This is a genomic window from Ensifer meliloti (assembly GCF_030064585.1).
Lineage (GTDB): Bacteria > Pseudomonadota > Alphaproteobacteria > Rhizobiales > Rhizobiaceae > Sinorhizobium > Sinorhizobium meliloti.
On the sequence record NZ_CP120366.1, the window covers coordinates 1,268,833 to 1,282,729 of the forward strand.

The following is a 13,897-nucleotide window of genomic DNA, read 5'->3' on the forward strand; positions in this document are numbered from 1 at the left end:
TCATTTCTCCTTTAGCGCCAGGCGGAGGCAAGGCGAACCGCGTCACTGACGAGACCCCATCGGGATCGTGCCCTGAGAAAGGCGGCGGTGGTCGCAATTTCCCTCTCAATCTTAGGCGTGCCGTCCACGCGCACGAAGTTCTGCGCGGCATGCGATATCAGCTGCGGGTACGTCGTGAAGAAGTTTGGGGAATTGGTATGGAGCAGGGAAGGCATGTCCTTTTGTTTGCTCAGGTCCTCAACAACGAAGGACTTGTCTAGCATCGTTTTGTAGAGAGAGAGGCTCGCCTTATCCATCACCCCCCCGCGGCTCTTTATGACTGAAATCGCCTCTCCCGCCATCCTCCCAGATGCCATGGCAAGGTTAGACCCTTCGCGGTGCACGGCATTGTTAAGTTGCGCCGCGTCTCCAACGACGACCCAGCCGTTACCGCAGAGCCGCGGTATTGCGTTGAAACCGCCCTCCGGAATGAGATGGGCCGCATATTCCTTTACTTCCGACCCTGCTATTAGCGGCTGGATTGAAGGGTGGCGTTTAAAGGCGTCGAGAAGCGCGTAAGGTCTCTCCATGGTCTCGGCGAAGTTGGAGATGAGGCAGCCGATGCCGAGTGAGATTGACTCCTTATTGGTGTAGAGGAAGCCCAATCCTGCCATTCCGCGCGAAATTGTACCGCCCGCCTCAATCACGCATCCTTCATCGCCTGTCAGTCCGAAGCGCTCTGCGATCACCTCTTCGGGGAGGAAATGCAATTCCTTTACCGCGAGGGCTACGTTTTTCGACTTCGGCATCTCACGTAAGCCGGCGCGCGTGCCAAGGAGTCCGTTGACCCCTTCAGCGAGCACGACCACATCTGCAAGAACGACGTCGCCAGCGCGGTCAGTGCGGACGCCTATCGCCTTCCCGGCACTGTCCCATTCCAGTCCTGTAGCCGTTGTTTCACACAGGACCGTGCCGCCAGCCTCGCACACCTTGCGCGATAACCATTTATCGAATTGAGCGCGAATGATCGTGTAGCGGTTTGGCGTCACCTCATTGAAGTCGTCTGACCGGTAGTGCATCCCGGTGTGAGACGTATCGTCCATTATCCAGAATCGCTGCTCGACGAGATGCCGCTCGAGCGGTGCGTCATTCCGGAAATCTGGAATGATTGCCTCCAGCATGTTGGCGTACATTATAGCGCCTTGGACGTTCTTTGAACCCGGATACTCTCCGCGCTCCAACTGCAGCACCTTTAGCCCACGGCTAGCCATCGCGTAAGCCGCCGCATTCCCGGACATACCGGCACCAACGACGATGGCGTCAAATTTTTCCTTTGTCATTGGTCCTTGTCTCACTGCACAAACTTCTCAAGATTGCGTGGCTCCAACCGTTTAGTGAAGACTTCCGTCAGGGCAGGCAGAAAACTGATCGCATCGGCCACAACGCCGAGGTGGGCGAAATCGAAGATGGGCGCGTTCGGATCGGTGTTGATAGCAACAATGAGGTCAGATCCTTCGACGCCAACGCGGTGCTGAACGGCGCCCGAGATCCCAGCCGCTATATAGAGCTTTGGCCGGATCGTGTTGCCCGTTTGGCCGATCTGCCGGTCAAACGGCATCCACCCCTTTTGGACTAGCGGCCGCGAACACCCAAAATCCCCGCCGAGCGTTCGTGCGAGATCCTTCAAGAGCTGAAGGTTCTGCACTGCTCCAAGACCGAGTCCCGCGGCAACCACGACGTCGGCGTAGGCGAGATTGGCTATGGTCGAGTCGCAATCGGAAAAAAAGGCAAGGACTTTGGTCGCGATCTCCTCCTCAAGCATTTTCAGATCGTGCCGGATGATGCTTCCAGTTGGTCTATTCACGCGTTGCGGCGTGGCCATTACATTCGGCCGTACGGTTGCCATCTGCGGTCGACACTTGAGTGTATAGATCGTGCAGAGCAAGGAACCTCCGAAGGTTGGCCTGGTCGCAGCGAGGGAACCATCTGAATCAACATTTAGCTCAGTGCAGTCGGCCGTGAGTCCTGTCTTCAATGTCGTTGCCACCGATCCGGCGAGATCGCGGCCGAGCGTAGTCGCGCCGAGAAGCAGGATTTCCGGCTTGTTTGCCAAGACGAGATCCGTCAGGGCTTTGGTAAAAGGCTCGTTGCGATAGTGGGCGAGTAGCGGCGACTCGACGAGGTAGCTGAGGTCGGCGCCGTAAGAGAAGGCGTCCGCAATAGCATTTGCCGTGCCCTGTCCTCCCGGCGGCCCAATGACCACGCCCGCAAGATGGACACCCAGCTTGTCGGCGAGCTTGCGGCCTTCACCGAGTAGTTCGATGGAGACGGGATGCACCTGACCGTGCTCCAGTTCGATGAAGACCCATACGTTCCGATAGTCCTGGAATTGCTTGGGTAGCTCCTTCTTCATGGCGGCGCGTCCGGAGGGTTGGGAACTGGCTTCACGATTCTCGGTCGACATCTGGTGCTCCTTGCTGTCCCGTGCTGCCTGGGAAGCCGAGATCGTGTTTCAAGGCCGGCTGGTCGGCAAAGATTGCCGCGATCAGACCGTCCGCGATCTCACGCAGTGGCTTATTTGTGGTGTCGATCTGCCTTGCCTTTTGTTCGCGGGAAGTTGGGGCAAACACGCGCTTTACGACCGTCGGAGATCCTCGCAAGCCACAGTTGGCGGGTTCTGCAATGCCGGCGTCCGCCGCACTCCACTTGACGACCTTGGTGCGCGCGGCGCGAAGGGCGTCGTCGAGACGCCCGCGACGGATGGCGTCGGCGCCGTCCAGCATAGTGACAAGGCATGGTAGTCCGGTTCTCAGGATCTGCGAGCCGCCTTCCGCGCGCCGCTCAACAGTGATCTCGCGCGAAGCGGCATCAATGGAGAGAATCTTCGCCACGTAAGTGAGCTGCTGTAGGTCGAGGCGCTTGGCAATTCCAGGTCCAACTTGGGCAGTGTCGCCGTCGATCGTCTGCTTGCCGGTGAACACAACATCAGGCGTGCCGAAGGTCTCGCCGATCTCCGCGATTGCTTGAGCAAGGGCGAAGGAGGTCGCGAGCGTATCCGAGCCTGCAAAATGGCGGTCGGTTAAGAGAACGGCGCGGTGTGCGCCAAACGTGAGTGCCTTGCGCAGTGCGTCCTCGGCCATCTTAGGGCCCATGGTCACCACGGTAACCTCGCCTCCATACGTGTCGCACAACTTCAGTGCTTCTTCTAGGGCGGCCAGATCATGGGGGTTGATAATGGTCGGCACGCCCTGTCGCATGATCGTGTTGGTCACCGGATGGACGCGTATTTGCGCGGAATCCGGCACCTGCTTGATGCAGACTACAAGGTGCATGGTGTCTCTCCAGGCTCCAATCACATGTGTGCCAGCGTTTCCGTTGCTGGCAAGCGTTAGCAGCAACCGGAATGGTCCTCACTGTCTTGCTCGATATTGTGTCTTCTTACCGCTTCCTAGGGGGATGATCGTGCAAAAGTCGTGCCAGGTCGCAGACGTGACTGAAATAATGCTAATTGCTTTCTTTCAAATAGTTAGAGCGGGAAATTGGCCGCATGCTTGAAGGAACAATCTGTGTCGAGGAGCCGACAAAGGCGACGGACAATGTCATATGGCTGCGGCAATCATCCGCTCGACGGCGGGTTTCTTTGCGTATAGGACGCGGAGGTGATGAATGCCGCAGTTGCAATGGCGGGCATTTTTTGAGAGGGCGGCGCATGTCAACTCGCACGGGGATTGTCTGCGCGATCGGAAGGGAAGGCGCGTGCGGCGCCTTCCCAAGGCGCATGATCGTGCTCGTCACTGAAGCGACGTGAATTCGCGCAGAAATCCGGCACCTGCTTGATACAGACTACGAGGTGCATGCTATCTCTCCGGGCTCCAATCATATGTGTGCCAGCGTTTCTGTCTCTTCCAGCATCAACCGTGCCAACCACTGACGTCATCACAAAGCATTGATGTGATCGAGGTGTTTCCTTGGAGATTCCCACGTGTTGTATCCCAACACGTCCCGTGGAACCGGACATTTTGTCTGCGGCTGCTATGTTCGGGGACACCCCTGCGTCTGTTCGGACATGCATCATGCGCGCCTGCTCAAGAAGAAGCTCTCCAACCTGCAGGCGATGCTTCCTCCCGATCCTCAACGCCGTCGTCCAGACGGGCAAGTCGCTCCTCATTATCGCTGGCTGAAGACCATCGGAATAGCCAACCCGCTGCACGGCTCTGTCGCAGCAGGTGTTGATCGCTTGGAGAGAGACTTTGGTGATGGGGCGTCTTATATTTGCCGCGGGTGTGGTTGGTGCGAATGCACGAGCATGGCCTTATTGCAGGCCCCTTCGATCGTTTGGACCTTTACCGACCGGACGCGTGACGACCACGCATACGACAATGTTCGTCACCTTTGTCGGCTTAACGACACAAGTTGTACGTTCGACCATATCGTCAATTTCCAGACCTAACTATCTGAAAAAAGGCTCTAAGCTTTATTTGGTCACTCCTGCGGCCTGGCACGACTTTTGCAAGATCACCCAGTGTGGTGCCCCTGCTGTGCGCATTCATTTGTCCCGAACAACCGAACTAGTTTAAACAACAAAGGAAAGATGGCAGCTCTGCGTCAGATCGCGTTCGACGGTAAGGGGGATATCCGCAAGTCCACAATCTCCAAAATGCACTCGCCGTAAAACCGGGCACGGCTTCGGCAACATTGACGGGAGCATCGCGTTAGCATGGCCTTTCCCCCAGCCTTCATTTAAGACAGTCGCAGTCGCATTCGCTGACTATGACGCCGCAGCTGATGCAGGCAATCCAGCTGCTTCAGATAGATCATCTGGAACTCAGCGGTGCTCTCGGACGACGACATCGTCGACGTCCTCAAGAAGACAGGTGTCGATATCGCCAGGCGCACGGTCGCAAAATATCGCGAAACGATGAACATCCATCCTCTGTCCAAGGCCGCCGCGAGAAGCGTGCACTGGCGAGGGCCACCGGACTCGGAGGGATGCCGGCAACCCGCAAGTACGCTCGAGCAGGCGGGTCCGGTGGCTCCTGGAGCGAGATTGCGACATCAGCCGCCCGGTTTTTTGGGCCGCTCTCTTTTGTTCCCCCCGCGGCGGGAATGCACTCGCGTTCACAGCAGCTAAGCGTATGCGGCAGAAATTCTGTCGTTCCCGATCGCGAGGAAGGCGCAAAAAGAAGCCGCTACCCAGAGCAGCCCGTACAGCGTCATCGCCTCTCCAGCGGCCACTCGGCGTGTCGTCGCCCGGTCACAAGGGCTTCCACGCACGGCGGCAATTCGTTGAGCGATTTCTGACGCGTGACAACCGCCCATACGACACTATCCGTAGCCCTTGTCGGCTTAGCGACAAGAGTTGTTCGCTCAACCATATGGTCAATTTCCAGATCTAACTATCTGAAAGAAAGCCGAGTAGTTTATTTCAGACACTCCTGCGGCTGGCACGACTTTTGCACGATCAGCCCTGGGCGCGCATGCTGTTGCGCATTCATGTGTCCGAACAACCGAAATAGTTTAAACAACAAAGGAAGCAAGATGGCAGCTCTGCGTCAGATCGCGTTCTATGGTAAGGGAGGTATCGGCAAGTCCACGACCTCCCAAAATACACTCGCCGCGCTTGTCGACCTGGGGCAAAAGATCCTTATTGTCGGCTGCGATCCGAAAGCGGACTCCACGCGCCTCATCCTGAACGCAAAGGCACAGGACACCGTACTGCATCTTGCGGCAACCGAAGGTTCGGTCGAAGACCTCGAGCTCGAGGACGTGCTCAAAGTGGGTTACAGAGGCATCAAGTGCGTGGAGTCCGGTGGCCCAGAGCCGGGCGTCGGCTGCGCCGGACGCGGCGTTATCACCTCGATCAACTTCCTGGAAGAGAACGGCGCTTACAACGATGTCGATTACGTCTCATACGACGTGCTAGGGGACGTAGTATGCGGCGGCTTTGCGATGCCTATTCGCGAAAACAAGGCTCAGGAAATCTACATCGTCATGTCCGGTGAGATGATGGCGCTCTATGCCGCCAACAACATCGCGAAGGGTATCCTGAAGTACGCCCATGCCGGCGGCGTGCGCCTGGGGGGTTTGATTTGCAACGAGCGCCAGACCGATCGGGAGCTCGACCTCGCCGAGGCACTTGCCGCCCGCCTCAATTCCAAGCTCATCCACTTCGTGCCGCGCGACAATATCGTTCAGCACGCAGAGCTCAGAAAGATGACAGTGATCCAATATGCGCCGAACTCTAAGCAAGCCGGGGAATATCGCGCCCTGGCTGAAAAGATCCATGCAAATTCCGGCCGAGGCACCGTCCCTACACCGATCACTATGGAGGAACTGGAGGACATGCTGCTCGACTTTGGAATCATGAAGAGCGACGAGCAGATGCTTGCCGAACTCCACGCCAAGGAAGCCAAGGTAATAGCCCCCCACTGAATCGCCGCCGAGAGGGTGGCGCAGCTGGACGCGGCGTGCCATTCCACAAACGGCGCCATTGATGAGGTGTCACCTAGATCGTGAAATGGGCAGGCCCAAATGAGCCTCGACTATGAGAATGACGATGCTTTGCACGAGAAGCTTATCGAAGAAGTGCTATCGCACTATCCTGACAAGGCGGCGAAGCGCCGTAAAAAGCACCTGAGTGTCGCAAGGAACAAGCAGGAGACCGCCGAGGAAGGACAGGTGGTTTCCGAGTGCGACGTAAAGTCGAACATCAAGTCGATCCCGGGCGTAATGACGATCCGCGGCTGCGCCTATGCCGGTTCCAAAGGCGTTGTTTGGGGTCCGATAAAGGACATGGTGCACATTTCGCACGGCCCGGTCGGTTGCGGCCAATATTCCTGGTCACAGCGCCGCAACTATTACGTCGGTACGACGGGCATCGACGCCTTCGTGACGATGCAGTTTACCTCCGACTTTCAGGAGAAGGATATCGTCTTCGGTGGTGACAAGAAGCTAGAAAAGATCATCGACGAGATCGAGGAACTGTTTCCGCTGAACAACGGTGTTACCGTGCAGTCGGAATGTCCCATCGGCTTGATTGGTGACGACATCGAGGCGGTTTCGCGAAAGAAGGCTGAGGAGTACAACACAACAATCGTGCCGGTGCGTTGCGAAGGCTTCCGCGGTGTATCGCAGTCCCTCGGACATCACATTGCTAACGACGCGATACGTGATTGGGTTTTCGACACGACCGAGGTCGCGTACGAAGCTGGTCGATACGACGTTAACGTGATCGGTGACTACAATATCGGCGGTGACGCCTGGGCATCGCGCATCCTGCTAGAGGAGATCGGGCTGCACGTGGTCGGCAACTGGTCGGGGGACGCCACACTCGCGGAGATAGAGCGCGCGCCGACCGCAAAGCTAAATCTTATCCACTGCTACCGGTCGATGAATTACATCTGCCGGCACATGGAGGAAAAGTATGGTGTTCCTTGGATGGAGTACAATTTTTTCGGTCCATCCCAGATCGAAGCCTCGTTGCGCCAGATAGCGAAACATTTCGGGCCGGAAATCGAGGAAAGGGCTGAGAGGGTAATCGCGAAGTACAGTGGCTTGACCGATGCTGTGATCGACAAGTACTGGCCGCGCCTTCACGGCAAAAGGGTAATGCTTTACGTCGGCGGCTTGCGACCACGTCACGTTATTACTGCCTATGAGGACCTCGGCATGGAGATCGTAGGGACCGGTTACGAATTCGCCCACAACGACGATTATCAGCGCACTGGCCACTACGTGAAGGAGGGCACGCTGATCTATGACGATGTCACCGGCTATGAACTCGAAAAGTTCATCGAGAGGATTCGCCCCGATCTCGTCGGCTCCGGCATCAAAGAAAAATACTCGGTGCAAAAGATGGGCATCCCATTCCGCCAGATGCACTCCTGGGATTATTCCGGACCGTATCACGGCTATGACGGCTTCGCGATCTTCGCCCGCGACATGGACCTTGCGGTCAATAATCCGGTCTGGGACCTCTACGACGCGCCCTGGCAGAAGGTGACAATGCCTGCGGCATCAGGTGCCGCTGAATGAGAGTCTGATCTCTCCCCCGCGAGAGATCAGCAACGTCTCGAACGTCTCTGTGCCGCCGCAAGACGATGCCGATATGGAAGAGGTTACCACATGCCGCAATCCGCCGAGAAAGTGCTCGACCATGCTCCCCTTTTCCGCGAGCCGGAATATAGGAAAATGTTGGCCGAAAAGAAGCGAAACTTCGAACGACCATACCCGGATCGGACCGTCACTGATCAACGCGAATTCACTAAAACCTGGCATTATCGCGAAATAAATCTTGCCCGCGAAGCGCTCGTCGTGAACCCGGCCAAGGCCTGTCAGCCGCTTGGCGCGGTTTTTGCGGCGGCCGGGTTTGAGCGAACAATGTCGTTTGTGCATGGCAGTCAAGGGTGCGTTGCCTATTACCGTTCGCACCTGTCGCGCCATTTCAAGGAGCCGTCGTCGGCGGTCTCATCTTCGATGACAGAAGACGCTGCGGTATTTGGCGGCTTGAAGAACATGGTCGATGGCTTAGCCAATACTTATAAGCTCTACGATCCGAAGATGATCGCCGTGTCGACCACGTGCATGGCGGAGGTCATTGGTGACGACTTGCACGGCTTCATTGAAAATGCCAAGGACGAAGGCGCCGTCCCCCATGATTTCGATGTCCCTTTTGCGCACACGCCGGCATTCGTCGGCAGCCATGTCGATGGCTATGACAGCATGGTTAAAGGCGTGCTGGAGAATTTCTGGAAGGGCGAGCAGCGCACTGTAAACCCTGGCTCGATCAACATCATCCCGGGTTTCGATGGATTCTGCGTCGGGAACAATCGCGAGTTGAAGCGCCTGCTCAATTTGATGGGAGTTTCCTATACGTTCATCCAAGATGCCTCCGACCAATTTGATACGCCCTCGGATGGTGAGTTCCGCATGTATGACGGAGGCACCAAGATCGAGGACGTGAGAGCGGCATTGAATGCCGAGGCGACAGTGTCACTGCAGCAATACAATACTCGCAGAACCCTGGAATATTGCAAAGCGGCCGGACAGTCGACGGTGTCCTTTCACTATCCTCTCGGTGTCAAGGCGACAGACGAGTTCCTGGTGAAAGTATCGGAGATCTCCGGCAGGGAAATCCCCGAGGCAATCCGCCTGGAGCGCGGCCGGCTCGTCGACGCGATGGCGGACAGCCAGTCTTGGCTGCACGGTAAGAAATACGCGATCTACGGCGACCCCGACTTCGTATACGCCGTAGCGCGATTCATCATGGAGACTGGAGGGGAGCCAACCCACTGCCTCGCAACCAACGGCACCCCAGCCTGGGAAGCTGAGATGAAAAAGCTGCTCGCATCCTCGCCCCTGGGCAATGATGCACAGGTTTGGGCGAGCAAGGATCTCTGGGCAATGCGCTCACTCCTTTTCACCGAGCCGGTGGACCTGCTGATCGGCAATTCCTATGGCAAGTATCTGGAGCGCGATACCGGCACGCCGCTGATCCGGCTGATGTTTCCGATTTTCGACCGGCACCACCATCACCGTTTTCCCCTGATGGGCTATCAAGGTGGACTGCGTGTGTTGACGACGATCCTCGATAAGATCTTCGACCGACTCGATCGTGAGACGATGCAGGTGGGAGTGACGGACTATTCTTATGACCTTACTCGCTAGAGCAGCGGACGGCCAAAGCCGGCGACCTTCTGATTGCCACGGAGGCCAGCGCCATGCCCTCGCTCAGTGCTAAAAATCAGGACTTCTTCAACGAACCTGCCTGCGAAAGAAACCGCAGCAAGGACTTTAAGGTGCGAAAGAAGGGTTGTTCGCAGCCGCCGATGCCGGGCGCGGCAGCCGGCGGCTGCGCATTTGACGGGGCAAAGGTGGCACTGCAGCCGATCACCAACGTCGCACATCTGATCCATGCACCGCTCGCCTGTGAGGGCAACTCCTGGGACAATCGCGGCACGGCTTCTTCGAGTCACATGCTGTGGCGCACAAGCTTTACCACTGATGTTACCGAATTCGACGTGGTGATGGGGCATAGCGAGCGAAAGCTCTTCAAAGCAATCCGCGAGATCAACGAGGCGTATGCCCCGGCGGCGGTCTTCGTCTATGCGACCTGCGTTACGGCACTGATTGGCGACGACATAGACGCGGTGTGCAGGCGTGCGGCGGAAAAGTTCGGCTTGCCGGTCGTGCCGGTCAATGCGCCGGGCTTCGTCGGCTCAAAGAACCTGGGCAACAAACTGGCGGGGGAAGCCTTGCTCGATCATGTCATCGGGACCGTAGAGCCCGATGATGCCCGGTCTAGCGACATCAATATCCTTGGCGAATTCAACCTCTCCGGCGAATTCTGGCAGGTAAGGCCGCTGTTGGACAAGCTTGGTGTTCGCGTCCGCGCCTGTATTCCAGGCGACTCGCGCTATCTCGATATTGCCACAGCGCACCGAGCACGCGCAGCTATGATGGTGTGCTCAACGGCGCTCATCAATCTCGCACGCAAGATGCAGGAGCGCTGGGACATTCCCTTTTTCGAGGGCTCTTTCTATGGCATCACCGACACTTCGGAAGCACTCAGGCAGATCGCTGGACTGCTTGTAAAGCAAGGAGCCGGTCCGGACCTAATCAGTCGCACCGAAGCACTGATCGTAGAAGAAGAGGCAAGGGCGTGGAGGAGACTTGAGGTCTATCGACCTCGGCTGCAAGGCAAGCGCGTGCTTCTCAATACCGGGGGGGTAAAATCCTGGTCCGTCGCACATGCGCTGATGGAGATCGGATTGGAAATCGCGGGTACGTCAATTAAGAAATCGACAGACAATGATAAGGAGCGTCTTAAGCAGATGCTCACGAACGATAGTATGAGTGGGGCGACGACGCCGCGCGAGCTTTACTCGGCTCTATCGGATCATAAGGCTGATATCATGCTGTCGGGCGGACGCACCCAATTTATAGCGCTCAAGGCCAAAATGCCCTGGCTCGATATCAACCAGGAGCGCCAGCACTCCTACGCCGGCTACCACGGCGTAGTGGAACTCGCGCGCCAGATCGACCTATCAATCCACAACCCGATCTGGGCGCAGGTGCGCGAACCGGCGCCATGGGAGATGGCTCCTGCGCGAGGAGAGGAGATGTCCGAGGAGGAAGCGCTACTGTGATTTAGCTTAGCGGCAAGATCCCCCGCAACTTCGGTGAGCTTGTCGTCGCCTGAAGGAGGAAGGTCTGTGCCATATCGCCATCGATTTTCATCCGTCCATATCGTAGGTCCGGGGAATCACATTCAACGGTCCAGGAGGCACTAGAGTTTTTGTGCATGAAACTTGAGCAGGAAAAGGAGGCCAAGCTTCTGGGCGCGGCGGTATCTCCAGGCTGGACAGTCGCGGAAGCACTTGAAGCAATCTAGGAAATAAAGCGACGTGAACTACGTTAGTGCCCGTCCATAAACGCCTATTTTTCTGGTTTGTTAGAGGTTTGCCCGCTGCGCGTGTTTTCTGCGCGATACATCCGGCTTCACTCCGAACTTTCCAACTTCTTGCACTCCTCTCGCGACACCCACTAAATGCACTCTGTAGTCGGGGAATTGCCAAATGATCTCCATTCGTCGTCTCTCGCTCGTCAGCGATCAGTCCCAGAGAGAGATTTCGGACCGGCCGGTAGGCGCATTGCGCATTGCGATTGCTACTGAAGATATGAAAGGGCTGAACGCACATTTCGGGTCGGCCAAGCGTTTTGCCATCTACGACGTGACAGCTCACAAGTCGCAGTTCATGGAAGCCATTGAGTTCGGTGACGCTTCGGACGAGAGCGGAAGGCATCGCACTGAAGGTGACGGCCGCATCCGGTCGAGGGTGTCCGCGTTGAAGGGCTGCCAGCTTTTATTTTGTCTCGCCATCGGCGGTCCTTCGGCCGCCAAGGTAATTTCCGCAAAGATTCATCCGATCAAAGCACAGCAGGCTGTCTCCATGAGGCAAGTATTGTCGAGCGTCCAGACAATGCTCCAGACGGCTCCTCCACCTTGGCTGCGCAAAATGTTGGCGGATGCAGGTGCAGCTAAAAAGAGAGCCGACTTTGAGGACGAGGACTGAATGATGAGCCCGTTACTGATCCGGCGGGTCGCCCCTGCCGCCAATGATAGCAAGGCCCTTTCCGCTCCGCTCATCTGGCGGCCTCCTGGGCCGATCCATGCTCAGGATCCCTAAGCATCGTCGGAGCGCAAGTGCGGTGCCGAGCTACTGGTCAACTTCCCGTCATGAAGAACAGCGCCGCGCCATCCCGGTAATCGAGGGTTCCTGATCCGGCTGGCTGTGGAGGGCCCGTCGACCGCTCTATCGAGGAGGGAACGATCTCAATGATCTCGCCGGCGGAGAGTTCCGCCAGTGAGAGTTTAGGGCGAGTGCTATTTACGACCAAACGGCTCGTCGAGTGCTGAAGGCCCTTTGTGACGTGCACCGATTCACCTTTAACACGCTTTGAAGGTCGGCCAAGGCAGTACGGAGCTGGTCAACGATGCGGTCGCAGTGCGCGAACTCATCCATATTTGGGATGAAGGGGAAGAGATCATGTCAGATCTGAAGAACTGAGGAAACGGATGCGGAAACTGCAGTCGCGGGCCCGGAACTGCAATGATGGAATTGCACGACCTCGCCGAGGATCTTCCAAGTAAGTGGACCGAAATCATGGCAGTCGCGGAAAAAGCGTTTCGCGCTTTTGCTGAGTTGGACGCTGTGAAAAGAGAACTTGCTCAGTCGGAGAATGCACAATGATAAGCTCATTCGTGACGCGCGACGGATCCAGATGGATGCCAAAATATCTATCCGCCATCGACGGTGCGACCTGCATCGGCTGCGGTCGCTGCTTTAAAGTCTGCTCGCGCGAGGTTATGCACCTTCACGGCATAGATGATGTAGGTGAAATTCTCGGCCCATTCGATGGCGAAGAGGACGATTTCGGTGGTGAGCTCAATCGTATGATCATGGTCGTCGACTTCCGTGGCCGTTGCATCGGCTGCGGAGCATGCGCCCGCGTCTGCCCCAGGGACTGCCAGACTCATGTCGCGGCTGACATACTTGCCGCGTGATCGGACAGAAGAACCGGTAGAACGGCGATGTCATTCGAAACTCTCGAACCGATGGGCGTTCCTGTGCACCCTACGGCCGAATTGCGTTGACGGCGATCCTTCTATGTCGACCCTGACTACCACCATAGATTTGGAGCAAATCCATATCCTCGGCGATCACGCGATCCGCGCGCTACCCGAATTGACTGAGGTTACGACCAAGTGGCTCATCAACAAGGATCCGGTCGAGGGTTGCTCGACTATACGATCGAGGATCTCACGCATGTCTGGACGGAAACCAATGACCGGGACCGGCAGATCGTCGAGGAAAGTGCCTTTGGCATCCACTCTCCGGCCTACGAATCGGGCCCTTATTCGACTAAAGACGAGGGCGGCGTCATGCAATTTCGGGGAGTGGTATTCGAACTTCATGCTGGAGGGTCTTCAGGGCGGGCTGAAAACTCATGCTTATGACTATACACCGGGAGCATACCGGGATGTCGGCTTTGCATGATGGGGGCGGGCCGATAGCCACTATCAGTACACCGGAGCGCATCGGCGAAAAGCATGACCGGTTCGTAGACGAGGAGTGACTGATGATATCGTTAAGTGTTCCGACCGATGACCCCGATGACAGTGATGACGAGCCATTCATCAACTGCATCGCCGCTGACCCGAGCTCAAGATTTCTGCGGATCGTGGAAGCGGGGAGGCCCCGCCGAGCTTATGAGCCAACTTCGCCGTGACGCCGCTCTGACCCCGCCGCCGGCGACGCCGAATCGATTCTGCTGTGGAGACACAATATCTCTACGCGGAGGGCGGGCCTCCTAGCCAGGGAGCGCGCGAGCCTTCTGTTAACCTCCGATCGCGATC

At 57.0% G+C, this 13,897-nt stretch carries 10 protein-coding genes and 3 pseudogenes; 10 read left to right on the forward strand and 3 right to left on the reverse strand.

The window, feature by feature from the left end; all coding sequences use genetic code 11:
* Window positions 1–11: 11 nt before the first annotated feature.
* From PZL22_RS30685 to PZL22_RS30695, 3 genes are read right to left on the reverse strand one after another with little or no spacing between them, the layout of a single operon-like run.
* Window positions 12–1,319 (reverse strand): FAD-dependent oxidoreductase, encoded by a 1,308-nt coding sequence (locus PZL22_RS30685; RefSeq protein WP_013845757.1) that lies wholly within the window; start codon window positions 1,317–1,319, stop codon window positions 12–14.
* Window positions 1,320–1,330: 11 nt separating this feature from the next.
* A complete protein-coding gene (locus PZL22_RS30690) occupies window positions 1,331–2,443 on the reverse strand; it encodes an electron transfer flavoprotein subunit alpha/FixB family protein (RefSeq protein WP_013845756.1) in 1,113 nt (370 codons plus the stop codon).
* On the reverse strand, window positions 2,424–3,311 hold the full coding sequence (locus PZL22_RS30695; protein ID WP_013845755.1) for an electron transfer flavoprotein subunit beta/FixA family protein: 888 nt from the start codon (window positions 3,309–3,311) through the stop codon (window positions 2,424–2,426). The genes PZL22_RS30690 and PZL22_RS30695 overlap by 20 nt, the downstream gene beginning before the upstream one ends.
* Before the next feature lie 650 nt (window positions 3,312–3,961).
* On the opposite strand from PZL22_RS30695, the gene PZL22_RS30700 reads away from it, so the two are divergent.
* From PZL22_RS30700 to PZL22_RS30745, 10 genes and pseudogenes are all read left to right on the forward strand, one after another.
* Window positions 3,962–4,429 carry a hypothetical protein gene (locus tag PZL22_RS30700; RefSeq protein ID WP_164819954.1) on the forward strand — a complete coding sequence of 156 codons (468 nt, stop codon included), beginning with the start codon at window positions 3,962–3,964 and terminating at the stop codon, window positions 4,427–4,429.
* A 378-nt stretch (window positions 4,430–4,807) separates the two neighbouring features.
* Window positions 4,808–4,959: pseudogene (locus PZL22_RS30705) on the forward strand (RNA polymerase factor sigma-54); the annotation flags it as partial.
* Window positions 4,960–5,517: 558 nt separating this feature from the next.
* The gene (nifH, locus tag PZL22_RS30710; RefSeq protein WP_003532770.1) at window positions 5,518–6,411 is read left to right on the forward strand and encodes a nitrogenase iron protein; all 894 of its coding nucleotides are present in this window, start codon (window positions 5,518–5,520) and stop codon (window positions 6,409–6,411) included.
* A 99-nt stretch (window positions 6,412–6,510) separates the two neighbouring features.
* Window positions 6,511–8,013, forward strand: coding sequence for a nitrogenase molybdenum-iron protein alpha chain (nifD, locus tag PZL22_RS30715; RefSeq protein ID WP_013845753.1), 1,503 nt, complete (start codon window positions 6,511–6,513; stop codon window positions 8,011–8,013).
* A gap of 90 nt (window positions 8,014–8,103) precedes the next feature.
* The gene (gene nifK / locus PZL22_RS30720; RefSeq protein WP_013845752.1) at window positions 8,104–9,645 is read left to right on the forward strand and encodes a nitrogenase molybdenum-iron protein subunit beta; all 1,542 of its coding nucleotides are present in this window, start codon (window positions 8,104–8,106) and stop codon (window positions 9,643–9,645) included.
* A 53-nt stretch (window positions 9,646–9,698) separates the two neighbouring features.
* Window positions 9,699–11,126, forward strand: coding sequence for a nitrogenase iron-molybdenum cofactor biosynthesis protein NifE (gene nifE / locus PZL22_RS30725; RefSeq protein ID WP_013845751.1), 1,428 nt, complete (start codon window positions 9,699–9,701; stop codon window positions 11,124–11,126).
* A gap of 429 nt (window positions 11,127–11,555) precedes the next feature.
* Entirely contained in the window at window positions 11,556–12,053 is a 498-nt protein-coding gene (gene nifX, locus PZL22_RS30730) for a nitrogen fixation protein NifX (protein WP_013845750.1), read from the forward strand.
* A 503-nt stretch (window positions 12,054–12,556) separates the two neighbouring features.
* Window positions 12,557–12,731, forward strand: a pseudogene (locus tag PZL22_RS30735) (CCE_0567 family metalloprotein).
* On the forward strand, window positions 12,728–13,045 hold the full coding sequence (fdxB, locus tag PZL22_RS30740) for a ferredoxin III, nif-specific (protein ID WP_011970912.1): 318 nt from the start codon (window positions 12,728–12,730) through the stop codon (window positions 13,043–13,045). Before PZL22_RS30735 ends, fdxB begins: the two are co-directional and overlap by 4 nt.
* A 142-nt stretch (window positions 13,046–13,187) precedes the next feature.
* A pseudogene (locus PZL22_RS30745) lies at window positions 13,188–13,538 on the forward strand (SRPBCC family protein); the annotation flags it as partial.
* Window positions 13,539–13,897: the final 359 nt, after the last annotated feature.